At 64.3% G+C, this 24,307-nt stretch carries 20 protein-coding genes and 3 pseudogenes; 4 read left to right on the forward strand and 19 right to left on the reverse strand.

Annotation, left to right across the window (positions count from 1 at the left end):
• Positions 1–7: 7 nt before the first annotated feature.
• From ACSKB9_RS07655 to ACSKB9_RS07695, 9 genes and pseudogenes are all read right to left on the reverse strand, one after another.
• Positions 8–1,431, reverse strand: a pseudogene (locus ACSKB9_RS07655) (TolC family protein).
• A gap of 9 nt (positions 1,432–1,440) precedes the next feature.
• A complete protein-coding gene (locus tag ACSKB9_RS07660) occupies positions 1,441–1,758 on the reverse strand; it encodes a hypothetical protein (protein WP_438072341.1) in 318 nt (105 codons plus the stop codon).
• A gap of 77 nt (positions 1,759–1,835) precedes the next feature.
• Entirely contained in the window at positions 1,836–2,216 is a 381-nt protein-coding gene (locus tag ACSKB9_RS07665; protein ID WP_438072343.1) for a hypothetical protein, read from the reverse strand.
• A 199-nt stretch (positions 2,217–2,415) separates the two neighbouring features.
• Complete coding sequence (locus ACSKB9_RS07670) at positions 2,416–5,583, reverse strand: efflux RND transporter permease subunit (protein ID WP_438072344.1); 3,168 nt, start codon at positions 5,581–5,583, stop codon at positions 2,416–2,418.
• A pseudogene (locus ACSKB9_RS07675) lies at positions 5,580–7,024 on the reverse strand (efflux RND transporter periplasmic adaptor subunit). The gene ACSKB9_RS07670 and the pseudogene ACSKB9_RS07675 overlap by 4 nt, the downstream one beginning before the upstream one ends.
• An 11-nt stretch (positions 7,025–7,035) precedes the next feature.
• Entirely contained in the window at positions 7,036–7,437 is a 402-nt protein-coding gene (locus tag ACSKB9_RS07680) for a FixH family protein (protein ID WP_438072346.1), read from the reverse strand.
• Between the two features lie 99 nt (positions 7,438–7,536).
• Complete coding sequence (locus ACSKB9_RS07685; RefSeq protein ID WP_438072348.1) at positions 7,537–7,938, reverse strand: hypothetical protein; 402 nt, start codon at positions 7,936–7,938, stop codon at positions 7,537–7,539.
• Positions 7,939–8,024: 86 nt separating this feature from the next.
• Positions 8,025–10,202 (reverse strand): molybdopterin cofactor-binding domain-containing protein, encoded by a 2,178-nt coding sequence (locus ACSKB9_RS07690; RefSeq protein WP_438072350.1) that lies wholly within the window; start codon positions 10,200–10,202, stop codon positions 8,025–8,027.
• Positions 10,203–10,205: 3 nt separating this feature from the next.
• Positions 10,206–10,667, reverse strand: a complete 462-nt coding sequence (locus tag ACSKB9_RS07695; RefSeq protein ID WP_438072352.1) for a (2Fe-2S)-binding protein — start codon at positions 10,665–10,667, stop codon at positions 10,206–10,208.
• A 181-nt stretch (positions 10,668–10,848) separates the two neighbouring features.
• Between ACSKB9_RS07695 and ACSKB9_RS07700 the strand changes: the two genes are divergently transcribed.
• The 3 genes from ACSKB9_RS07700 to ACSKB9_RS07710 all read left to right on the forward strand — a co-directional run bounded on the left by ACSKB9_RS07700 (position 10,849) and on the right by ACSKB9_RS07710 (position 12,609).
• A complete protein-coding gene (locus ACSKB9_RS07700) occupies positions 10,849–11,730 on the forward strand; it encodes a LysR substrate-binding domain-containing protein (RefSeq protein ID WP_438072353.1) in 882 nt (293 codons plus the stop codon).
• A gap of 135 nt (positions 11,731–11,865) precedes the next feature.
• On the forward strand, positions 11,866–12,078 hold the full coding sequence (locus ACSKB9_RS07705) for a hypothetical protein (protein WP_438072354.1): 213 nt from the start codon (positions 11,866–11,868) through the stop codon (positions 12,076–12,078).
• Positions 12,079–12,102: 24 nt separating this feature from the next.
• Positions 12,103–12,609 (forward strand): hypothetical protein, encoded by a 507-nt coding sequence (locus ACSKB9_RS07710; RefSeq protein ID WP_438072356.1) that lies wholly within the window; start codon positions 12,103–12,105, stop codon positions 12,607–12,609.
• A 78-nt stretch (positions 12,610–12,687) separates the two neighbouring features.
• On the opposite strand, the gene ACSKB9_RS07715 is transcribed toward ACSKB9_RS07710, so the two are convergent.
• The 8 genes and pseudogenes from ACSKB9_RS07715 to ACSKB9_RS07750 all read right to left on the reverse strand — a co-directional run bounded on the left by ACSKB9_RS07715 (position 12,688) and on the right by ACSKB9_RS07750 (position 19,486).
• Positions 12,688–13,125 (reverse strand): DUF5658 family protein, encoded by a 438-nt coding sequence (locus tag ACSKB9_RS07715; protein ID WP_438072358.1) that lies wholly within the window; start codon positions 13,123–13,125, stop codon positions 12,688–12,690.
• Positions 13,126–13,275: 150 nt separating this feature from the next.
• Positions 13,276–13,440 (reverse strand): hypothetical protein, encoded by a 165-nt coding sequence (locus ACSKB9_RS07720; RefSeq protein ID WP_167350399.1) that lies wholly within the window; start codon positions 13,438–13,440, stop codon positions 13,276–13,278.
• A gap of 449 nt (positions 13,441–13,889) precedes the next feature.
• The gene (locus ACSKB9_RS07725; protein ID WP_438072360.1) at positions 13,890–14,798 is read right to left on the reverse strand and encodes a heme o synthase; all 909 of its coding nucleotides are present in this window, start codon (positions 14,796–14,798) and stop codon (positions 13,890–13,892) included.
• 140 nt (positions 14,799–14,938) lie between these two features.
• Positions 14,939–15,346: a cytochrome C oxidase subunit IV family protein gene (locus tag ACSKB9_RS07730; RefSeq protein WP_050384760.1), complete on the reverse strand. Its 408-nt coding sequence runs from the start codon at positions 15,344–15,346 to the stop codon at positions 14,939–14,941.
• An 8-nt stretch (positions 15,347–15,354) separates the two neighbouring features.
• Positions 15,355–16,077: a heme-copper oxidase subunit III family protein gene (locus ACSKB9_RS07735; protein ID WP_438072362.1), complete on the reverse strand. Its 723-nt coding sequence runs from the start codon at positions 16,075–16,077 to the stop codon at positions 15,355–15,357.
• Positions 16,078–16,092: 15 nt separating this feature from the next.
• Positions 16,093–16,797, reverse strand: a complete 705-nt coding sequence (locus ACSKB9_RS07740; RefSeq protein WP_438072363.1) for a cytochrome c oxidase subunit 3 — start codon at positions 16,795–16,797, stop codon at positions 16,093–16,095.
• Positions 16,794–18,569, reverse strand: a pseudogene (ctaD, locus tag ACSKB9_RS07745) (cytochrome c oxidase subunit I). The gene ACSKB9_RS07740 and the pseudogene ctaD overlap by 4 nt, the downstream one beginning before the upstream one ends.
• 83 nt (positions 18,570–18,652) lie before the next feature.
• On the reverse strand, positions 18,653–19,486 hold the full coding sequence (locus ACSKB9_RS07750) for a cytochrome c oxidase subunit II (protein ID WP_438072365.1): 834 nt from the start codon (positions 19,484–19,486) through the stop codon (positions 18,653–18,655).
• A gap of 542 nt (positions 19,487–20,028) precedes the next feature.
• Between ACSKB9_RS07750 and ACSKB9_RS07755 the strand changes: the two genes are divergently transcribed.
• Positions 20,029–20,925: a DUF2189 domain-containing protein gene (locus ACSKB9_RS07755; protein WP_438072367.1), complete on the forward strand. Its 897-nt coding sequence runs from the start codon at positions 20,029–20,031 to the stop codon at positions 20,923–20,925.
• A gap of 429 nt (positions 20,926–21,354) precedes the next feature.
• Here ACSKB9_RS07755 and ACSKB9_RS07760 read toward each other — a convergent pair whose 3' ends face one another.
• On the reverse strand, positions 21,355–22,335 hold the full coding sequence (locus ACSKB9_RS07760; protein ID WP_438072368.1) for an IS4 family transposase: 981 nt from the start codon (positions 22,333–22,335) through the stop codon (positions 21,355–21,357).
• A gap of 242 nt (positions 22,336–22,577) precedes the next feature.
• Positions 22,578–24,179: a S10 family peptidase gene (locus ACSKB9_RS07765; protein WP_438072370.1), complete on the reverse strand. Its 1,602-nt coding sequence runs from the start codon at positions 24,177–24,179 to the stop codon at positions 22,578–22,580.
• Positions 24,180–24,307: the final 128 nt, after the last annotated feature.

A 24,307-nucleotide genomic window follows, 5' to 3' on the forward strand; every position in this document is an offset into this window, starting at 1 on the left:
GCTCCATTCAATGACCGCCGCCGGCCGCGGGCTGCGCGGCCGAGGCGATGGAAGACGGTGTCGATGCTGCGCCGGCCGAGCCGCCGCCGTTGATCGCGGTCTGCAGCTCGGATTGCGCCAGAAGGAAGTCGCGCCTGGCGTCGATCGCCGCGCGCAGCGAGGCGAGCCGCTGCCGCGCTTCGGTCAGCAGCGCGAACACGTCGACCTGCATGCTGGAGAAGCGCAGCTGCATCTCCTCGGTGATGATCTGCCGCAACGGCAGCACCTCGCGCTGGTAATGGCGCGCGATGTCGTAGGTCGAGCGGTAGACACGGTAGGCGTCGCGCGCCTCGGAGCGGACGTTGACCGCCTTCTCGGTCAGGCGGTTCATCGCCTGGCGGTAGATCTCCGCCGCCTGCCGTACTCGCACCTCGCCGCCGTCGAAGATCGGAATCTGGAACTGGACGTCGAAGCCGCGCTCCCTGAACGGCGGGGCTTCGGGATCGTGCGTCCGCTTGTCGATGCCGGCGACGTCGAGCAGCGTGACGAAACGCGTCGCCTCGGTGAGATCGAGCGCCTTGGCGAGCGCGACGATTTCCATTCGCGCGATCTGCAGGTCGACGCGATGGCCGACCGCGGCGACCTCGATCGACGGCTGTTCCAATGGCCGCTTCGGCAGCAATGGCAACTTGCCGGGAATCCGGAAGCCGAGATCGCCGTCCCACAATCCGAGCAGCCGCGCCAGCCGCTCGCGCGAACTCGCCGCGTTCTGCCGCGCGCTGGCGAGGTCGGCGGTGATCTCGGCGTAGAACACCTGCTCGCGGGCCTGGTCGAGCTTGTTCATGCCGCCGGTCTCGCCGAGCTTTTTGCGAGCTGCGCGGTGGACTCCGCGGTCGCCTTCGCATCCGTCAGCAGCGCGACTGTCTCGTTCGCGGCCACCGCCGCGACATGGCTCCGCCGCACCTCGGCGGCAAGCCGCAGGGTGGCGAGCGCCGCCTTGAGCTGTGCCTGGCGGAAGCGCTCGCGTGCGATCTCGGAGCGGGCCGTCAGCGTCGCCAGCGCGAGGATGTCGCCGACGATTTGCCGCTCGACCTCGCTGGCACCGTTTCCGGTGATGCGGGAAACCGAGAAGGTCGGGTTCGGCGGCAGGCTGTCGGCGACGTAATCGGTCTCCGCCAGCGCCAGCTCGTTATAGGCGGCCTGCAGCCCCTTGTTGTTCAAGAGCGCAACCTGCACGGCGGCATCCGCCGTCAAATTGCGCGCGAGCAGCCGCTTCACTGCGGCGTCGACGGTCGCGGCCTCATCCACCGACCGCACGAAGGCGACGTCCTTGCCGATCGCCTGCTCGGTCACCTCGGAGACGACGCCCATGCCGGTGTCGGGCGAGAACGACGCGCATCCCGCGAGCGCGGATGTCAGCAGCAGGATCGGCGTGATGGCCAGATATCGCATGGCGCCCTCCTACCGGTCCGACTTCGAACTGGCCGGCGGCGTCACGCCGTCATTGCGCTCGCGCCAGGGCTGCGGCGTCGACGGACGCAGGCTGCTGTAGGGCGCGATCGTCGAGCGGTAGCCGACGCCGGCCGTCCCCGCCGCCGGATTTGCCGGATCGCCTGCGACGGCGACCGGCCGGCCGTCGGCCATGCAGCCGGCGAGCGGTGCAGATGCGAGGATGGCGGCGGCCATCCGCGGCAGCAATGTGGGTGGCGCGCGCCGGCCCAGCCTGTTGCCAAGCCTGGTGGCCACGGCGGCGAGCCTCGCCCCGAGATGCGAATACATGGATCTGTCCCGATCATCCGATGAATAACAGGCGTGCGCACGCAAGCGTGCGGCACCGCCACGATGTCAGCGAACGATCAGGCGATGGGGGGACGATAGAGGCGCGGAGGCGCCTCGCTCCGCAGGCTCTGATAAGCCTCGGAAAGACGCGTGGCGATCGGGTGCAAGGGAGCAGCGACGAATGGAAGATCGGCCGGCAGCGCCGATACGCACATCAACGCGCAGCACGGCCCCGGCGCATTCTTGCCGTCGTGGCTGTGCTTCACAGGCGGCGCAGCATCATCGGCTGCGTGTTGCATGTGCATGCCGCCATGATCGCGGGCGGCATGATCGTGCGTGACGGCTTCGGCATGCGCCATCGACGCCGCGTGAACATGCGCCGCGGCGGTGGGCTGCACCTCATCGGTCAGGCACGGAAACGGCGCCCCGAATGCAAGCGCGAAGGACGGCGCGAGCACGCAAAACAGATAGGCCAGGATGATGGAACATCCCGCCCGCACCCGCCCTGATCTCGTCAATCGCACCAGCACCCGCTTCGCATCTCCGACCGCCGCAAGCTAACCGCAAATCAGCTCGCTGCAAACCGCCATCAGCTATATACCCCCTTGGGGTATCATTCAATCCGATTTGAAACTACCAACAGGCGTCATGTTTCCATCACATCCTTGCCTGCTGGCGCGCGGCACAGGAAGCAACTTCGGGTGCCGACACTCTCGCTTCGATCTTGATGCCCTTCACGCCGGCGAAGATCGCGGGAATCACGATCAGCGTCAGCAGCGTCGACGAGATCATACCGCCGATCATGGGCACCGCGATGCGCTGCATGATCTCCGAGCCGGTGCCGGTGCTCCACATGATCGGCAACAGCCCGGCCATGATGGCGACCACCGTCATCATCTTCGGCCGGACGCGCTCGACCGCGCCCGCGATGATCGCGCGATTGAGATCGTCACGATCGATCGGGCGTCCCTCGGCGGCGCGGCGCGCCGCGACCTCGCCCAGCGCCTGGTTGAGATACATCAGCATCACGACGCCGGTCTCGGCGGCAACGCCGGCGAGCGCGATGAAGCCGACCGCGACCGCAACCGACAGGTTGAAGCCGAGCGCCCACATCAGCCAGAAGCCGCCGACCAGCGCGAACGGCAATGACAGCATCACGATCATCGTCTCCGCCACCGAGCGGAAATTGAGGTAGAGCAGCAGGAAGATGATCGACAGCGTCACCGGCACCACGATCCTGAGCCGCGCGGCGGCGCGTTCGAGATATTCGTATTGCCCGCTCCAGACCACGTAGGTTCCGGGCGGAAACTGCACGCCGGCCTGCACCGCGCGCTGCGCGTCCGCGACATAGCCGCCGAGATCGCGATCGCGGATGTCGACATAGATGTAGGTCGCGAGTTGCCCGTTCTCGGTCCGGATCGTGGTCGGCCCGCGCGCCGGCGCGATGTCGGCGACCTCGCCGAGTGGCACCGCGCCGCCCGCCGGCATCGGCACCAGGATGTCGCTGGCAATCGCGCCCGGATTGTCGCGCAAATCGCGCGGATAGCGCATGTTGACGGTGAAGCGCTGGCGTCCCTCGACCGTTGTGGTCACGCTTTGGCCGCCGAGCGCGGTCGCGATGGTGTCCTGCACGTCCTGCACCGCGATGCCGTAGCGCGACAAGGTCTCACGCTTCGGCGTGATCTCGAGATAGTAGCCGCCGAGGCTGCGCTCGGCATAAGCCGACGAGGTGCCGGGCACGCCCCGCACGACCTGCTCGACCTGGCGGGCGAGCTCGTCGATCACGGCAAGATCGGGACCGATCACCTTGACGCCGACCGGCGTCCGAATCCCGGTCGAGAGCATGTCGATGCGCGCCTTGATCGGCATGGTCCAGGCGTTGGAGACGCCGGGGAATTGCAGCGCCTTGTCCATCTCGGCGATCAGGCGGTCGAGCGTGAGGCCGGCGCGCCATTGCACTTTCGGCTTCAGATTGATGATGGTCTCGAACATCTCCGACGGCGCCGGATCGGTTGCGGTCGCGGCGCGGCCGGCCTTGCCGTAGACCGAAGCGACCTCCGGAAAGCTGCGGATGATGCGGTCCTGCATCTGCAACAGCTCGGCCGCCTTGGTCACCGAAATCCCCGGCAGCGTGGTCGGCATATAGAGCAGCGTGCCCTCATTGAGGTCGGGCATGAACTCGGTGCCGAGCTGCCGGGCCGGCCAGATCGAGACGGCGACGGCGCCGAGCGCCAGCAGGATCACCAGCGTCTTCGCCCGCAACACGGCGTGGATGACCGGACGGTAGATCCAGATCAGGAAACGGTTGATCGGATTTCTGTGCTCGGGGACGATCCTGCCGCGGACGAAGATCACCATCAGCGCCGGCACCAGCGTCACCGACAACAGCGCCGCCGCCGCCATCGCAAACGTCTTGGTGAACGCAAGCGGCGAGAACAGCCGCCCCTCCTGCGATTCCAGCGTGAAGATCGGCATGAAGGACACGGTGATGATCAGCAGGCTGAAGAACAGCGCCGGCCCCACCTCCGCCGCGGCCTCGATCAGGATCGCGACCCGCGACCTGCCGGGCTCGGCTCGCTCCAGGTGCTTGTGCGCGTTCTCGATCATCACGATCGCCGCATCGATCATGGCGCCGATCGCGATCGCGATGCCGCCGAGGCTCATAATGTTGGAGCCGATGCCGAGCAGCTTCATCGCGCCGAACGCCATCAAGACGCCGACCGGCAGCATCAGGATCGCGACCAGCGCGCTGCGGACATGCAGCAGGAACAGGATGCAGACCAGCGCGACCACCGCGCTCTCCTCCAGCAATGTGCGCTTCAGCGTGTCGATCGCCGCATAGATCAGGTTGGAGCGGTCGTAGACCGGCACGATCTCGACCGATTTCGGCAGGCTGGTCGCAATCTCCCTGAAACGCTTCTTGACGTTCTCGATCACGTCGAGCGCGTTGACGCCGAAGCGCTGCAGCACGATGCCGCTCGCGACCTCGCCCTCGCCGTTCAGCTCGGTGATGCCGCGCCGCTCGTCGGGGCCGAGCTCGACGCGGGCGACGTCGCGCAGCAGCACCGGCGTGCCGCTGTCGGTCTTCAGCACGATGTTGCCGAGATCGTTGATGTCCTTCAGATAGCCCTTGCCGCGGATGACATATTCGAACTCGGAGAGCTCGACGGTGCGGCCGCCGACATCGGCGTTGCTGGCGCGGATCGCGTCGCGCATCCGCTGCATGGTGATGCCGCGGTCGCGCATCCGCTGCGGATCGAGGATCACATTGTACTGCTTGACGAAGCCGCCGACGCTGGCGACCTCGGCCACGCCTTCCGCCCGCGCAAGCGCGAACTTCAGGTTCCAGTCCTGGATCGTGCGGGTATCCGCAAGGTTCAGCTCTTTCGACATCACGGCATACTGGTAGACCCAGCCGACCCCGGTCGCATCGGGCCCGATGGTCGGCGACACGCCGGCAGGCAGCCGCGACGCCGCGCCGTTGAGGAATTCGAGCACCCGCGAGCGCGCCCAGTAGATGTCCGTGCCGTCCTCGAAGATGACATAAACAAAGGACACGCCGAAGAACGAGAAGCCGCGCACGACCTTGGACTTCGGCACCGTCAGCATCGCCGTGGTCAGGGGATAGGTGACCTGGTCCTCGATCACCTGCGGCGCCTGGCCGGGATATTCGGTGTAGACGATGACCTGGGTGTCGGAGAGGTCGGGAATCGCATCGAGCGGCAGATGCAGCAGCGCGTAGAGGCCCGCGGCAGCCGCAAAGCCGGTGCCGAACAGCACCAGCAGCAGGTTGCGCGCCGACCAGGCGATGACGCGGGCAATCATCGCCGGTCCCCCGTCTTGTCGCCCTCGCCAGCCTGCGCAGCACCGGCCTCGGCAAAGCCCTTGATTGCCGCCTTCAGGTTGCTTTCGGCATCGATCAGAAACGTCGCTGATGTCACGACCGCATCGCCCTCGGCGATGCCGTCGCGGATTTCGACATAGCCCTCGCCGCGCCGCCCGAGCTTGACCTCGCGCGGCTCGAACCGCCCGTTGCCGCGGTCGATCAGCACGCTCTGGCGGCTTCCGGTGTCGAGGATGGAGTTCTCCGCCACCGCGAGCACCGGCGCCGGGCTGCCGGTGTCGATCTCCGCGTCGACATACATGTCCGGCAGCAGCGCGAGGTCGGCATTCTGCAATTCGATCCGCACCCGCGCGGTGCGCGTCTCCTTGTTGACCTGCGGATAGATCACGCTGATCCGGCCGACGAAACTGCGGCCGGGATAGCTGCGCGCGCGCACGGTCACGTTCTGCCCGACCACGATATTGCCGAGATCGCGCTCGGCAACGTCGACCAATGCCCACACGACAGAGACGTCGGCAATCCGAAATAGCACGTCGCCGGGCTGCGCGCGCATGCCCTCGATGGCGGCGCGCTGCAGCACGATGCCGTCGCGCGGCGACAGCCACTGGATCGCGATCGGAACCGTTCGACTCTTCTCCATCTCGACGATAACCGGTTCGGGAACGTCGAGATTGGTCAGCCGCTGCTTGGAGCCGCGTCCGTAGGGCTCGATGTTGGCAGTCGCCTTCGACGTGATGGTCGCGACATATTCGGCCGCAGCGGACGATATTGCCGGGCTGTAGATCTCCATCAACGGCTGGCCCTTCGTCACGCGGCTGCCGGTCGTGACGTCGGCGAACTTTCTGCACATAGCTCTCGGCGCGCATTGCAATCACCGACACTCGCCGTTCGTCGAGCTGGATCGTGCCGGGTGCGCGGACCACCGTGCGGATGCGGCGCATCTGCGCGGGCTCGGACTTGACGCCGCTGCGCTGGATCCTGCCGGGCGACAGCGTGATCGAACCGTCGTCGCTGTCATCGCCGTCATAGACGGCGATGTAATCCATCCCCATGGAGTCCTTCTTCGGCACCGGCGAGGTGTCGGGAAGTCCCATGGGATTGCGATAATATTTCACCTTGCGCTCGCCTTTCGCGGCAGGCGCGCTCACGTCTGCCGATTGCCCGGGCCCGCCGGCACCGCCCTCGTCATCGGCAAACACCGGCAGATAGTTCGCGCCCGTCAGACGTCTTCTTCGGTGTCGCCGAATAGAGCGACTTGCCGTCGGGATCGCGGTAGTAGATCGGCGCAGCAGTCTCCGCCGCCCGCGCGACGGCGACGATCGCAGCGATCGCCGGCCGCGGCGGCAGGTCGCGGCCGATCCATGCGGCGCCGGCCGCTGCCGCGATCGCAGCGGCAGCGCCGGCCCATGTTAAGGCGCCCATTGCCCGGCGGCTCATTGCTCGGCCGTGACGACGAGCTTGTTCTCGACCGCGCCGGTCTCGCCCTGCACCTTGGCGCCAAGCGACAATTGCCAGCGCCCGGCCATGCCGAAGGTCGCCTTGAACCGGTAGGTGCCCGGCTCGGTGCCCGGCATCGGCATCACCTTGGTGGCCATCTCCTGCATGCCGTCGGGCGCCATGTCGAGCCGGGTCGAGAAGATGACCGCGTCGGGCACGGCTTTCCCGCTCGTCTTGTCGACCAGCCGCACCGTGACGATACGATCGGCACCCGCCTTGACCGTCGGCTGCACGAGCTGGAATTCGTAGTTCTTGATCTCGGCGTGGGCAGACATGCCCGTCACGGCAACGCCGATCAGCGCGGCGACAGTGGCGCGCGCCAGGTGGAAAGTCTTCATCGTTATGATCCTCGATACGTCTGATGAACCGCGTGAGCGGCATGCAAAGGCACGCGCGCCATTGGCGCACGCGTCAGCGATCAGGCGCTGGCGCGCCCGTCAGACGGTGGTTCGAGGCGGATGATCGGGAGGTTTGGCGCCAAGGCCGTCGAGCAGACGGTCGTCATGGGCGGCGATCCGGCTGCGCAGCGGATCGCGCTCGATCAGCGACATGGCGCCGGCGGGCACCGGCAGCGAAACGCTCAACATGCAGAGCGCGAGGAACGGACAGTCGTCGCAGCCCTTGCTCTTGCCCTGGTCCGGACAGCACGGCATGTCGTCGGCCATCGCCTGGTCGGACATCGCCTCTCCAGACATGGCGTGATCGTCCGGCATCGCCTGCATCGCAGCGGCCGAGGCATCCGGCACCATCCGGGCAAATGCCGGCGCCACGGGCGCGAGCAACAGCCCGGCCGCGACGAGCAGCAGAATCCAGACATTGGCGAGCCGCCTCAGATGCATGCCCGCTTCTCGCACGGATCAGTGCACGGCGCAAATCCGACCGGCTTCACGATCGCGCCAGCACCCGGGGGAGCTCTCACTCGCCCCTAGGTCTGTTTCAAGGTCGCCGGATCGACCGGCATCTTGCGCAGCCGCTTGCCGGTCGCCGCGAAGATCGCGTTGCTGATCGCCGGCACGATGCCCGAGGTTCCGGTCTCGCCCATGCCGCCGGGCGGCTCGGTGCTCGGGACGATATGGACCTCGATCGCCGGCGCCTGATCGATGCGCAGCATCTGGTAGCTGTCGAAATTGCTCTGCTCGACGCGGCCGTCCTTGAGCGTGATCTCGCCGTAGAGCGCCGCCGTGACGCCGAAATTGATGCCGCTCTGCAGCTGCGCCTGCACCGTGTCGGGATTGACCACGGTGCCGCAATCCATCGCGCAGACAACGCGGTGGACGCGGACCGAACCGTCCTTGGCGACCTCGACCTCGGCGACCTGCGCGAGGTAGCTGCCGAACACGAATTGCAGCGACACGCCGCGTCCGCGCCCGGCCGGCAGCTTGCCGCCCCAGCCTGCCTTGGCCGCCGCGAGCTCGAGCGCCGCCTTGGCGCGCGGCGATTTGCCGAGCAGCGCGCGGCGATAATCGACCGGATCCTGCTTCGCCGCCGCCGCCAGCTCGTCGATCACGCTTTCGGTGACGAACACGTTGTGCGAGGGCCCGACGCTGCGCCAGAACGCGGTCGGAATGCCCGGCGGTTCGACCCGGACATATTCGACATGGAAGTTCGGAATGTCGTAGACGAGATCGATCGCGCCCTCGGTCGTGTCGGGATCGAGCCCGTTGCGGAACGCCGGCGGCGCCCATCGCGCCAGCACCGACGAGCCGGCGAAGCGGTTGTTCCAGGCAACCGGCTTGCCAGATGCATCGAGGCCGACCGCAATCCGGTCGCACCAGTAGGGCCGGTACATGTCGTGCTGGATGTCCTCCTCGCGGGTCCACACCACCTTGACCGGCGCATCGACCTGCTTGGCGATCTGCACGGCGCGAATGACACCATCGACCTCGAGCCTGCGGCCGAAGCCGCCGCCGAGCAGATGATTGTGCACCACCACTTTCTCCGGCGGCATGTTCAGCACCTTCGCGGCCACCGCCTGCGCACGCGAGAGCGCCTGGCTGCCGACCCAGATCTCGCAACCGTCGGAACGCACATGCACGGTGCAGTTCATCGGCTCCATCGTGGCATGGGCGAGGAACGGCAGTCGATAGGTCGCCTCGACTTTCGTCGCCGCGCCCGCCATCGCCTTGTCGGCGTCGCCGATATTTTGCGCGACCGTGCCCGGCTTGGTGGTGGCTGCTTCGAGCTCGCGCGCGATATCCGATGTGGCGAGCTTCGCGTGAGGGCCCTCGTCCCACTCGATCGTGAGCGCCGCCAGTCCTTTCTTCGCCGCCCCCATGTGGTCGGCCACCACCGCAACTGCGTCGTCGAGCGTGACGATCTGGCGCACGCCCTTGACGGCTTTTGCCGCCGCATCGTCGACGCGCTTCACCCGACCGCCGAACACCGGCGACTGCGCCAGCGTCGCGACCTTCACCCCGGGCGGCCGTGCGTCGATGCCGTAGACCGCCGTGCCGTTGATCTTGGAGGGTGTATCGAGCCGCTTGGCCGGCGTGCCGATCAGCTTGAACTCGGACGGGCTCTTCAGCGTGACATTCTCCGGCACCGGCATCTGCGCCGCGTCAGTCGCGAGTTCACCGTAACCCAGCTTGCGTCCGGAGGCCGCGTGATGCACCTCGCCGTTCTCGGCGCGGCATGTCCCCGGCTCGACGTTCCAGCGTTTCGCCGCGGCCGCGACCAGCATCGCCTTCGCGGTCGCGCCGGCTTTCCGCATCGGCTGCCAGGCGCCGCGCATTGCGTTCGAATTGCCGGTGGCCTGCACGCCGAGCAGCGGGTTGGCGTAGAGCTTGTCGCTCGGCGGCGCGTGTTCGAGCCGGACCTGCGTCAGGCCGATCTCGAGCTCCTCGGCGATCAACATCGGGATCGAGGTGTAGGTGCCCTGCCCCATCTCGACATAGGGCATGGTCAGCACGACCTTGCCGTCGCCGCCAATCCGGACGAAGGCGTTCGGCGCGAAGCCGTCGGAGGCCGCCGCCTCGCTCTCGCGGCCCGCGAACGGCAGGCTCACGCTGAGCAGCAGACCGCCGCCCGCGATCGCGCCGGCGCGGAGGAAATTGCGCCGCGACAGGTCGGCAGCGCGCTCGGACAGATTGTCGATCAGCGTCATGGCTCAACCTCCCGACTGCGCGGCTTGCTTGATGGCTTCGCGAATGCGCACATAGGTGCCGCAGCGGCAGATATTGCCCGACATCGCTTCATCGATATCGGCATCGGTCGGCTTCGGCTTGCCCGCGAGTAGCGCGGAGGCCGACATGATCTGCCCCGACTGGCAGTAACCGCATTGCGGCACCTCATGCGCGAGCCAGGCGTCCTGGATCTTCTTGCCCGCCGGCGTCATGCCGACCGCCTCGATGGTCGTGATCCTGAAGTCGCCGATGCTGTCGATGGTCGTGATGCAGGAGCGCACCGCCGTGTCGTCGAGATGCACCGTGCAGGCGCCGCACAGCGCCATGCCGCAGCCGAACTTGGTGCCGGTCATGCCGAGCACGTCGCGCAGCACCCAGAGCAGCGGCGTGTCGCCATCGGCATCGACCGAATGACTGGTCCCATTGATCGTGATCTGGAAGGGCATCGTGACACTCCTGTCTGGTTCAGGCTCCGGCGGGATTGCGTCCCTCCGGGCGAAATCGGCAGCATTTCGAAGCAATCGGACGGATCATCGCGCCGATTGCTCACTTATGGTAATAAATACAGTTCCAGCGCCCCATAAGTAGCACCTTGATGCGCAGTGAAATAACCATTGGTTTATAATCATGGATCGACTGACCAGCATGTCCGTGTTCGCCCGCGTCGCCGATCTCGGCTCCTTCACCGCGGCTGCCAAGGAGTTGCGGATGTCGCCGACCATGATCGGCAAGCATATCCGCTTTCTCGAGGACCGGCTCGGCTCGCAATTGATCAACCGGTCGACCCGGCGGCAGGGCCTCACCGAGCTCGGCCGCAGCTATCTCGATCACTGCAAGCAATTGCTTGAACAGGCCGAGGCCGGCGATGCGCTGGTCGAGGAAGCCCTGAGCGCGCCGCGCGGCAAGCTCCGCATCGCGACCTCGGTCGCCTTTGGGTCGTACAGCCTGGCACCCGCGCTGGTGCGCTTCATGAAGAAATATCCGGAAGTCTCGGTCGACCTCATCCTCAGCGACCGGATGGTCGATCTGCTCGAGGAAGGGCTGGATGCGGCGATCCGGGTCGGCACGCTAACCAACTCCACCATGATGTCGCGCTCGCTGTCGCCCTATACCGGCGTGGTTTGCGCAGCTCCGAGCTATCTCGCCGAACGCGGCACGCCGACCCATCCGGCAGATCTCGCCCGCCATGAATGCCTGCGCTACCCCGGCTGGTCGGACGGGCAGCGATGGACATTCTCGGGGCCGGAGGGCGAAGTGTATGTCGATGTCGCGAGCCGCCTCTTCATCAACAGCGCGTTCGGCATCCGCTATGCGGCGCTGGCGGGCGCCGGCATCGTGCTGATGCGCAACGAGCTGCTGGCCGACGATATCGCCGCGGGACGGCTGCAGGTCCTGCTGCCGAACTACACGACGCAGAGCCGCGCGCGCCAGATCCTGTGGCCGAAGCATCGCAAGATGACGCCGAAGCTGCGCGCGCTGATCGACTTCATCGTGGAGACGTATGGCTGAGACAGATCGCCGCGGCCAAACCGCTCAACGCGACTGGCCAAGGTTGTGACATCGCGACGGAGCGCGTAGGATGAGAATGTGCAATGAGGCCGTCGCGCCGATGCCGGGCGGCTTCCGTTCAAGTCGAGGCGCAACATGCTGCCTGCCGAGGTTTGGACGCGCCTTCCCATCTCGAGAATTGAATATCTGAGCGACGCCGTTCGCGGCGCGGGCTTTGACTCGACCCAGATGTCCAGCGGTCATCTCTCGGGCAGTCTCGTCTTTTCGAACTCGGACGGCATCCAGTGCAGCAGCGGGCTGATCGACGGAGGACCGTGCCGCGCCCACCGGATCGATCGGTGGACGTAGCCGAATTTAACAGGAGATACATCGATGCTTGACTTGATGCGTACAACGAGGCTTGCAGCGTCCATCCTCACCGCCTCGATCATTGCGGCGATACCGCTTGAATCGGCGTCCGCAGCGCTGCTCGGCGCGATGCCGATCGGTAATCACGTCGCGCAATCATCCGACGTCGTTGCAGTCCGCGCGGCCGGTCGCCGTGGCGGCGCAGCGGTCGGTCCCCGCGGAGGTGCCGTCGTTCACCGTGGCGGCGCAGCCGTTGGGCCGCGCGGTGGCGCCTATCGCGGCCGCACCGCGGTTGTCGGTCCGCGCGGCAACGTCGCGGTTCGCGGCCGGACCGTGGTGGGAGGCGGCGGATGGGCGCGTCCCGGCCGGTATTACTGGCCGCGGGGCGGCGCAATCGCAGCCGGCGCAGCCATCGGGGTCGTGACGGCGGCAACGGCCGCGGCGTGGGCCGGTGCCGCGCCGGCGCCCGGCATGTGCTGGTACTATACCGATCCGTCCCGCACGCAAGGATTCTGGGACTACTGCCAGTAATCGCCGCAGCGGGCGAGCCGATGTTGCGCCAGTGATGTCTCGCGCCTGCCCTGGCGGAGGCACCACTGGTGTTGCGCCCTACTTCGTGCTTGCTATGATCAGAAGATTGTTGAGTACGGGCGTGGAGCAAAACGCCGCCACGATCGCGATATTGTAGGGGTTGTTGCTGCGCCAAAGCAGCCACATCATGAAATAGGTCAGACCGAGCTTCGGAATAAGCCACCAGGGGCCGAGCCATGTCTGAGCGACATGCATGAACGGGTTCAACTCGCCGAGGCCGAGATTCAGGATCGTGTTGGTGGTGTAGAGATCGGCGATGCCAAGAAGCAGGACGGACAGCACGAGGAGCGTCTTGGCCAAGTAACGTGGCCCCAGAATAATCTCGTAAGCAAATGCGGCGCCCTCCGGGACGTTTCTCTTGAACCACGACTGCGCGGCGTCATTGGTCGCGAAAATCTTCAGATGCTCCGGCTCGCCAACGGGCTTGCTCGTGTCGGTATAGACCCAGACTTTCATTCGATTGCTCAAATAGCTCTTTTCAAATCACAAAAAAGTATCATCTGCCGAGATGGTCATCTCGGGAGACCAAGGTAGCTCTGCCGTCGCCGTGAGGATAATTCCGGAGAGTGGCGTTGCGTTGGCCTCGAGGTGCCGCTTCAGGGCGGTTCAATCGTTGCGGCGCTTCAGGTCCAAGCGTCCGATGCGTTCATCAATCAGTCGATTTAGTTTCTCGTCCCGCAGTGAATTCTTCCTAAACAGCCCGCCATGCAGCCGATAGGCAAGAAGGAGCAGGACAATAGCAGTGCCCCCGAGATAGTAGGACCAGTCCATTCTTGAACCGCGCCTCGCTGCTGCGATGGACGGACCTTCAGGGCGAGCCTGTCCTACTTGTCCAACGCTATCCTGTGCGCCGCACCTGCCCGGGCCCGAATGGATTGGCCTGATTTATGCTTGGAAATGGCCGCATACGGAGGACGCGCGATGAGGCGGGACCTTTTGGTTATTTGCGGCGGAATGCTGGCCACAGGCGCCATCGCCTGGATCCTGTTGGGCAACCCGGCGAGCGGGCCACATATGCACGGGCTCCAGACGATGTCGGCAGACCAAGACTTGAGACTCGTCTCCCAGCGAAGTCCATATATGCGGGACGAGCGCTAGGGGCGTCTGGCGGGTGCCCCGCGAAATTCGATCACTGAGCTGCCCGGCGGCGCAACCCCGCTCGGCAACAATATTCGCTTTTCCCGAACAAACCCTGCGGCTGTCGATTCGAATGCGTCCAGTCAGTGGGACTGAGCGTAGGGTGCAGCATTCATCAGCAGCCCCCCAAAAAGCAGGACCAGATAGAGCATCGAAAACACGAACAAGCGACGAGCAGGCCGCCTTTCCTTGTCGTCGCTCCGGCGCAACTGCCATGCGAGAAAAATCATGATCGCTCCCAGCGTCGCCGCGGCCGCGCCGTAGACGGCTCCCGCGAACCCCAGCGCACAAGGCAGCAGTGAGATCGGAACCAAAAGCACGCAATAGAGAAGAATCTGGCGCTTTGTTTCGGTCTTGCCAGCCACGACCGGCAACATCGGCACACCGGCACGGGCGTATTCTCCAGCAAGATTGAGCGACAGTGCCCAGAAGTGGGGTGGCGTCCAGAGGAAGATGATCAGAAACAGGATGAGCGGCTCGAGCCCAACATGTCCCGTGACCGCAGCCCAGCCAATCACCGGAGGGAGCGCGCCGGCGGCACCGCCAATAACGATATTCTGCGGCGTTCGGCGTTTGAGCCACATCGTGTAGACGACGACGTAGAAGAAGATAGTGAAAGCAAGCAGCGCAGCAGCGGCCATGTTCAGCAAGGTGCCGAGAGCCAGGACGGCGCACGTGCCGAGCATCAATCCGAAGGCCAATGCTTCCGGGCGCGATACGCGGCCGCTGGGAATTGGACGGATGGCGGTACGCGCCATCACCGCATCGATGTCGGCGTCGTACCACATATTGAGCGCAGCTGCGGCGCCAGCTCCCGCGGCGATGCAGAGAAGAGCAACGAAACCGGTGAAGGGATCGATGCCGCCTGGTGCGACCATGAGACCGACCAGTGCGGTAAAGACGACCAGCGACATCACGCGCGGTTTCGTCAGTGCGACGTAATCTCCGATGTTGGCATAGCTCCGGCGAAGAATTGAACGATTGATTTGCACGAGACTAATTCCTCGTCGGTTCGAAAAAGCCATCGGCCAAAGGCCTGCTTCACAGGGTTCCGGACGATGTGGCGAGTCCTCCGCCTTCAGGACGCTTTGCCTTGTCCAGCATGACCCACGCGGTCATGGCCGTCCCGTTCTTAGCTTGCTGACGCGAAGAACATCACCCGAAGCAGATGCGTATAGTCGGATTCGAACATCATGATCCCGACAAAAACCAGCACCAGCACCGGCGGCAACAGGATGGCGTAGGCCAACGCCAACCGCTCCCAGGCCATGTGCATGAACACAGCGACGATCAGGCCGGCCTTCAGCACCATGAACAGCAGGATCAGCGACCATCGCAGGTGGCCGTGGATACCGAAATAGTCGACGAGATAGGAGCAGGTGCTGAGCACGAACAGCCATCCCCAGACCACGAGATAGAGCTTGATCGGGTGTTGCTGGCCCTCTGCATGCGCGGCGCCCGATGCCACCGCGCCGTGCACATAGCTGTGTAGCGCATGCTGTGCTGCCTGCCCTTCCACATGTACCGCTGCTTCTGTCATGCGCGACCTCACCAGAGATAAAAGAAGGCAAAGATGAACACCCAGACCAGATCGACGAAATGCCAGTACAGGCCCATGATTTCGACGATCTCGTAGTAGCCCTTGCGGCTCGTGAAAAAGCCGCGCCGCTCGACGTCGAAGTCTCCCCGCCAAACCTTTCGCGCGATGGCGATCAGGAAGATCACGCCGATGGTCACGTGGGTGCCGTGGAAGCCGGTGATCATGAAGAAGGAAGCGCCAAATTGCGGTGCGCCCCACGGGTTGCCCCAGGGCCGCACGCCTTCCATGATCAGCTTGGTCCATTCGAAAGCCTGCATTCCGACGAACGTCGCGCCAAATGCCGCGGTGGCCAGCATCAAGGCTGCCGTTTTGACGCGATCCCGGCGGTAACCGAAGTTGACGGCCATCGCCATCGTCCCGCTGCTGCTGATCAGGATGAAGGTCATGATCGCGATCAGGATGAGCGGGATGTGCTGACCGCCGATATTGAGCGCGAATACTTCGCTGGGGTTGGGCCACGGCACGGTCGTCGACATTCGCGCCGTCATGTACGACAGCAGGAAGCAGCTGAAGATGAAGGTGTCGCTCAGAAGGAAGATCCACATCATGGCCTTCCCCCAGGACACGTTCTTGAACGCGCGCTGGTCCGAGGCCCAGTCGGCGGCGATGCCGCGCAATCCGGGTATCGTTCCGGGCAGCGCCTTGGGGGTTGCGAATGTGGTTTCGGTCATCGCTTCCTGCCCTCGCTAGGTGAGCAACTGGCGACAGATGTCGACGAAATTGTCGGTCCAGCCCGTCAGCAGACCGAGCAGGACCAGCCAGACCAACAACAGGAAGTGCCAGTAGATGGTACAAAGCTCGACGCTCAGGCGCATCTGCGTCATCGGCGCGCCCCGCCACAGTTTGACGGTCGACCTGCCGAGCGCCACCAGGCCGCCGGTCACGTGCAGCCCGTGGAGCGCGGTGATCAGGTAGAAGAAGGAATTGGCCGGATTCGACGCCATGACATAGCCGGCGATGTTGAGCTGCTGCCACACCACGAGCTGCCCGATCAGGAACATCACGGCCGATGCACCGCCGACCAACAGGCCCGCGATCAGGCCCTCATGGTCGTCGCGGCGCGCGGCCATCAGCGCCCATTGCAGCGCCACGCTGCTGATGACGAGGACGCCGGTGTTGAACCAGACTAACTTCGGCAGCGGCAACTCGCGCCAGTCCACCATGGTGGTGCGCATCGAGTAGGCGCTGATCAGGAGCGCGAACAGCGAGCCGACCACCGCGAGAAAAACACCGAGGCCGATTTTCGCCGCCGGCACCGAAGAGCCGCGATCGCCGCGAAGATCCACGGCAATGCCCTGCTCCAGCCACGGCTTGGCGGCCAGCCGTTGCTGCGAGAGCCACCATCCCGCGATCGCTGCAATCGTAGCAATGAACAGGACGATGGCACTCACGGATGGGCTCCCTGGGCCAGCACCTTGGCCGGCGGTTCATTCTGCGGGATGAAGTCCCTCGCGGAACCGGGCACGCTGTAATCGTAGGCCCAGCGATAGACGACGGGGAGCGCCTTGCCCCAGTTGCCGTGCCCCGGCGGGGTCTCCGGCGTCTGCCATTCCAGCGAGGTGGCACCCAGGGATTGCCGCCCGCCTCTTTTCCCTTGAACAGGCTCCAGACCAGATTGAACAGGAAGACGAGCTGAGCGAAGCCGACAATCAGCGCCGCCACGCTCATGAACGCATTGAGGTCATGGGCGGAGGCCGGGACGAACGAGGTCTCGCCGATGTCGTGATAGCGGCGCGGCATCCCGAGCAGGCCGAGATAGTGCATCGGGAAGAACACTGCATAGGCTCCGATGAACGTCACCCAGAAGTGGAAGCGTCCGAGCGCGTCATTGAGCATCCGCCCGGTGACTTTCGGATACCAATGATAGATCCCGCCGAACACGGCCATGATCGGCGCAATCCCCATCACCATGTGGAAGTGCGCGACGACGAACATCGTATCGGACAGCGGAACGTCGACGACAACGTTGCCGAGGAACAGACCCGTCAGGCCGCCATTGACGAAGGTGACGATGAAACCGAGCGCAAACAGCATCGGCACCGTGAGATGGATGTCGCCGCGCCAAAGCGTCAGCACCCAGTTGTAGACCTTGATCGCGGTCGGGATCGCGATGATGAGCGTCGTGGTGGCGAAGAAGAACCCGAAATACGGGTGCATGCCGCTGACATACATGTGGTGCGCCCACACGACGAAGCTGAGCGCCCCGATCGCCACGATCGCCCAGACCATCATGCGATAGCCGAAGATGTTCTTGCGCGCGTGCGTACTGATCAGATCCGAGATGATGCCGAACGCCGGCAGCGCGACGATGTAGACCTCGGGATGGCCGAAGAACCAGAACAAATGCTGGAACAGGATCGGGCTGCCGCCGCCGTACTTGGTCAGCTGGCCCATTTCGACCAGTGTCGGCATGAAGAAGCTGGTTCCAAGGAGGCGGTCCAGCAGCAGCATCACCGAGGCCACGAACAGCGCCGGGAACGCCAGCAGCGCCATCACGGTCGCGGTGAAGATGCCCCACACCGTCAAGGGCATGCGCATCAAGGTCATGCCGCGTGTGCGGGCCTGCAATACTGTTACCACGTAATTGAGCCCGCCCATCGTGAAGCCGATGATGAACAGGATCAGCGAGGCCAGCATGAGAACGATGCCCCAGTCCTGCCCGGGGGTACCGGAGAGAATCGCCTGGGGTGGATAAAGCGTTCCAGCCGGCGCCGGTCGGCCCGCCCGGCACGAAGAACGTCGCGGCCAGCACCAGCACCGCGAGCAGGTAGACCCAATAGCTCAGCATGTTCACGTAGGGGAAGACCATGTCCCGCGCGCCAACCATCAGCGGGATGAGGTAGTTGCCGAAGCCGCCAAGGAACAACGCCGTGAGCAGGTAGATCACCATGATCATGCCGTGCATGGTGATGAACTGAAGGTACTGGTTGGCATCGATAAAGGAGAACGTGCCGGGAAACCCCAGTTGCAGCCGCATCATCCACGACAGCACCAGCGCAACCATTCCGATCGACATCGCCGTGATCGAGTACTGGACGGCGATCACCTTGGCGTCTTGCGAAAAGACGTACCTCGTCCACCAGCTGTGCGGATGATAGAGCTCGACCTCACCTACTTCGGCGGGCGGGATGCCTGCGACCTCATCAAACGGGATATCGACCATCGGAATACCCTCCTTGGTCTTCCGCTCAGCGACGAGTTCACTTCATATCCGGCCGAACACCCGGCCGATCCTCGTCGGCATGTTCATTCGCTTCCAGTCTTGTACGCGGCCTTCGCGACGTTGCGCTGGCCGGACAAGGCGGCGAACGTGTGCTGCTTGTCCAGCCACGCGTGATATTCCTTCTCTTCTTCCACGACGACCTTGCTGCGCATCTGTGCGTGCGCGGCACCGCAAAGCTCGGCGCAGAGGACGTCGAAGGTTCCGGTCCGGGTCGGCGTGAGCCAGTAGTAGGTCACCGAGCCAGGGATCATATCCATCTTCGCCCGGAACTCGGGCACGTAGAAATCATGCAGGACGTCGATCGAGCGGAGCAGCACCTTCACCGGCTTCCCGACCGGCAGATGCAGATCCTCGTTTTGCACGACGATGTCGTCCTGCCCGTTCGGATCATTGGAATTCAACCCGAGTGGATTGTCGGAGCTGATCAGGCGCGCATCTGACGTACCGAGCCGGCCGTCCTTTCCCGGAAGCCGATAACTCCACATCCACTGTTGTCCGACGACCTCGACGTCGGTCGCGTCGGCGGGAACGGTGACGAACTGGTGCCAGACGATGAGGCCTGGCGCCAGCATGGCGACGACGCCGATCGCGGTGCCGATGCTGAGCCACCATTCGAGCTTCTTGTTCTCGGGATTGTAGTGGGCGCGCCGTCCCTCGGTGTGGTGAAAGCGCAGGACGCAATAGGCCATGAACACGATCACCGCGCAGAACACCGCTCCGGTGATCCAGAATGTCAGGTTGATCGTGTGGTCGATATAGCTCCAGTTCGAGGCAATCGGGGTCCACCACCAGGGGCTGTAGAGGTGGAACAGCACCGAGGCGACGGCAACCAGGAGCAGTAAGATCGCTACAGCCATCCCTCATTCCTCCTTGCCATCGAAGGCTGCGGAGACGAACGAAAGGGCGGAGCTCACGTCAGAGGGATGGTCTCACGTTCACCATCACCGTGGCTTTTGCCTCGCCCATTCTGCCGGTCGCGATGCTGGGACATGACAAAAACTCAACGTCACGGCCGCAACCTCATCGGAGCTGGGGGCGTCAAGCATCAACATGGTACCCATCGAGCCAGACGTCAATAGAGGAGTAATGCCCGCCGCTGTCCGGCGCGTGTTGGATGCATTGGATGCCGCGAACACTGATCGGCCCTCCCCTATCGCATGGTGCATCGCAAGACCTCGTGTGTGCACCTGCACAATTCTCCCGACCGTATTCGCCACCTTGCTTCTGCCGCGCATCGGACTAGTTTTACTGGACCGGTTGCGACAGATGTCGTCCGGCAAGCTCCTTCTGGTTGAATTCTGATTTGCCGGACTCAGTCGCGATTTTCGCGCATGAGGCGGATGTGCGTGTGTTGATGGCGCTCCGTTCCCCTGCGGCCACAAGCAAGGAGACCGGAACCATGACCACGGTGTTCGCACGACCCAAGCTGCAATTGTTTGGCGTCTCTACCGCCTTCGTCGTTCGCAAGATCAGCCTTTCCGACCTGGGCGACGCGTTGCGCCTCGGCTGGGAAGACTTCAAGGCCATCCCGACCCACGCAATCGTCCTGTGCGTGATGTATCCCGTGCTCGGACTTGTCCTGTTCAGACTTGTGCTTGGCTATTCGGTGCTGCCGCTGCTGTTTCCGCTCGCCGCCGGCTTCGCCCTGATCGGTCCTTTCGCCGGCCTCGGCCTCTACGAACTGAGCCGACGGCGCGAACGCGGAGAGGAGCCAGGAGCCTGGGATGCAATGCAGGTGCTGCGCGCGCCGTCGTTCGGCGCCATGTTCGAACTTGGCGTTCTTCTGTTCGTTCTGTTCGGGGTCTGGATCGCCACCGCGGACGCGATCTACATCATGACGTTCGGTTATGCGCCGGCTGCGAGCATCCCTGATTTCGCAAAGCGTGTGTTGACGACGCCCGAAGGCTGGTCGCTCATCATCGTCGGATGCGGCGTCGGCTTCCTTTTCGCCTTGGTTGCCCTATGCGTCAGCGTCGTGTCATTTCCACTGATGCTCGACCGTCACGCGACCGCGATCGATGCGATCCGCACCTCGATACGGGCCGTGATGATAAATCCAATTGAGATGGCCGCGTGGGGATTGATCGTTGCGGTATTGCTGGCGGTGGGCTCACTGCCATTCTTCGTCGGTCTCTGCGTCGTTCTGCCGGTGCTCGGTCATGCGACCTGGCATCTTTACAGGAAGGTGGTCGAGCCTGACCGGAATCCTCCACAAGAAGAGCCCCGCCCGCCGATCGGTCACCGCTACGCGGCCGATTTCCCGGCCTCCCTCTTCCCGTGGAGCCGTGAACGCTAAGCGTTTTCGAGCGAAGCATACCGCGAGAATGCGGGTGCATGGCACCGCAACAATCAGTGTCGTCCCGGCCTGGTGCGCAATTGCGCACGAGGGCCGGGACGACGAATGTGGATGTCGGCTGTGCCACACAACCGATGTCGTCCCGGCGAAAGCCGGACCCACTACCCCATAAGGAATTTGTTGCGCGACGTCGGGGCCGCGATCCCGTTAACAATCGAATTCGGTGGTTATGGGTCCTGGCTTTCGCCCATAGGCGCTAAGATAGTTTGATCATAGTCTGATAGTGGCGCTTATGTCTGGGTGGCTCGCGTAGATGTCGCCGGAGAGCGTGACTGGCTCTGCTGAGTAGAGCGATTGCGGGCTGTGGAATGATCGCTTGCCGTAGCGAAGCGACGAGCTGGCGCAGCAGACGCCACGTCACTGGGTGGGTCAGGCGGCGTCGGCCAAGCGGGGAGAGTCTTCGAGTTCGTCGACGAGCGGCTCGAGCAATAGAATGATCAGCAGATGAGCGAGGATATGGGGTCTGGCGGACCGCTCGTCGGTTCCGGGAGGTCCCTTCAGGCCAATCAGGCTTTTCAGCCGCTTGAAGCCGAGCTCAATGCGCCATCGCAGCCGATAGAGGGCGAGGATATCTGCAGTCGTGAAGTCCTCTGGCCTGAGTGAGGTCACCAGGATCACCCAATCTGCGGCGTCAAGTGTTTGCCTGGAGAGCTGATGACCTCCCTTTTGTGCGGTCCGGCGCGCCTTGCGTCGCGCAGCCGCAGCAGCTTGCACCGGCTTCTTCGCGGCAACCAGACGCACTGCGAGCGGCGGCGCACCTGACTTGCGCTTTATCCAAATCGGCCGATCGATCAGGCCACGCGCCGAGGCGTTGCGCAGTTCGGCAGTGAGGTCAACAAGATTACCTTCGGCATCGAGCCAGCGCGCGCTCTTCCAGCCGGCCCGGATCACGAAGTCCGCATCGGCATCGACGAGATGCGCCATGCGCTCCGGTTGCAGATAGGCGCGATCGGCAAGACGGATCTCACCGGCAACCGCCGGTATCCGATCCAGCGTCTCGCCCGCTCGCTGATCGGTCAGTTCGAAGTGACCAAAGCGCTCCTGCGGAAGATCGAACGCGCTATGGATACGCCACACTGCGTTCTTGTTCCTGCCGCTCGTCCCAGCCTTGGGGACCGTCGTGGCGTCAACAATACGGATCAGACGACCGCAGCTCGCCTTCGGCGCCGCGGCGGCAAGCGCCTGCTCGACCAAGATTGCCAGCCAATCTCCGCACTGACGTAAGCGATACAACAGAGCCACGTTGGAGATATCGACAAGCCCAACCGACGTGGCCCATGCCGCCGTCAACCGCAGCCCTTTCTCACCAAGGCAATAAGCCAAGATCAGGCGCAGCAAGTTCGACCGCATTGCTGATCTCCCGCGGACGGACAAACGCCTTCGTCTTGCGCGCGCTAATGTTCAGAGCATCGGCTCCGCCAAGTTGGGCGACAACGCGCGCCCAATCTTTGTTCACAAGCGATTCGTGTGCCATTCCATCTTGGAATCACAAGCGAATCCAAGGCGCAAATCCTATTTTAGCGCCTATGGGCTTTCGCCAGGACGACGACAACATTTGCGGCACGCGGCGCAATCTAAACTGCCACACCCCCTCACTTCATCAGCGCCTCGACCTCCTTGCGGAACGCCTGGCGCGAGCCGTCGCGGGAGTAGAACATGTGGCCGCCGGGATAGACCGCGAGCCTGGTGCGGCTCGGGCCCGCGAAGGCCGGCAACTGATCGAGGATGATCTTCGAGGCGAAGTACGGCGTGGCGAGATCGAACAGGCCGTGGCCGACCAGGAGTTTCAGGTTGGGGTCGAGCGCCAGCGCCTGGCGAAGCTGCGTCACCGACTCCGCCGGACTGATGCCGTGACCGAACTCCCAGGCCTTGTTCACGCTTTCGCTGAGCAGATGATAGGAGCCGTCCGGCCGCCAGTTCAGCTTGCGCGTGGTGAGGTCGACGGCGGCGCTGGTCAAGGGCGCCATCAGCGGATCGCCGGACGGATCGTTGAAGCGGAAATAGCTGGAATCCGGATAGGGATCGAAGCCCTCGATGGAGGCGTCGTAGCGGCCGGTCACCTTGCCGCTCTTGCGATCGAACTCGCGGCGGAATTCGCCGATGTCGAAGCGGCCGGCCAGCCTGCGGCTCACCACCTGATCGATCCCGGTCAGGCTCGCGACCTTGTCGGCGAGCCGCGTGGTGGCCTCGGTGTCGGCCTGACCCCTGACGAGGTCGAGCAGGAAATCGCCGCGCGCATAGCTCTCGACGTCGGCGAGATCCTCGCGCGTCACCGGACCCTTCGTCTGTCGCGCCACCGCCGCCATGGTCGGCAGGCTTGCGACATATTGCAGGAGGCTGGAGCCGGTATATTCGCGGAAATCGAGCACCGGCGAGATCAGCACCAGGCCGCGGACGCCGACGCCCTGCTGCATTTGCAGATTGCGCACCACCTTGGGCCCGCGAATGCCGCCATAGCTTTCGCCGACGAGATATTTCGGCGAGGTCAGCCGGTCGTATTTCTCCAGCCAGCGGCGGATCACCAGCGCGACCGAATTGGCGTCGCCGTCAACGGTGAAGAAGCGCTTGCGCGCCTCCTCCGAGGTGGTGACAAAGCGGCTGTAGCCGGTGCCGACAGGGTCGATGAAGACGAGATCGGTGAAATCGAGCCAGGTATCGGCATTGGCCTGCAGCTCGGGCGCGGCCGAGGACACCGCGCCGTCGAACGGCAGCCGCCACGGCCCGACATTGCCCAATTGCAGCCAGGCCGACGCGGAGCCCGGACCGCCGTTGAACAGGAAGGTCACCGGCCGGTTCGCCTTCTCGGCGCCGTCGAGTTGGTAGGACGTATAAGCGATGTCGGCCAGCGGCTCGCCCTTGTCGTCGAACACGCGGATCGAACCCGCGGTCGCGCTGAAGTTAAGGGTACGGTTCGGCAGCGCGGCCGATTGCTTGGTCGTGGAGTCCGGCGGCAGGCGGTGCTGCTCGGCTGCAGGGGCATTGGCAGCAGTGCCGGCGCCGGAGCCGGCCTCGCCGCCGCGTCCTGCCCGCCCTTTCTGGCCGCTCGGGTTCTGACCACCTGGGTTCTGGCCGCTTGGGGCCTGCGCGCTCGGCGACGGCGATGGCTGCGGGACGTCATCGTCGGCTCGCGCCGCGGTCGCAAGGCAGGCCACCAGCAACGCCGCGGCGAACCGTGTCGTAAGACTGTTAGCCATATCGTTCACTCCCTGCGCCCCGATTTACGCAATCCAGCAACAAACTGCGCTAGTTTGGCGGCGCCGGCGTGGCATGCGGTCCGTTCCCGGACCATCTCGACAAGGCCGCCCGGGATGTATAGACGAGC

The sequence above is a fragment of the Bradyrhizobium sp. BR 1433 genome, assembly GCF_051547665.1.
In the GTDB taxonomy this organism is placed as follows: domain Bacteria; phylum Pseudomonadota; class Alphaproteobacteria; order Rhizobiales; family Xanthobacteraceae; genus Bradyrhizobium; species Bradyrhizobium australafricanum.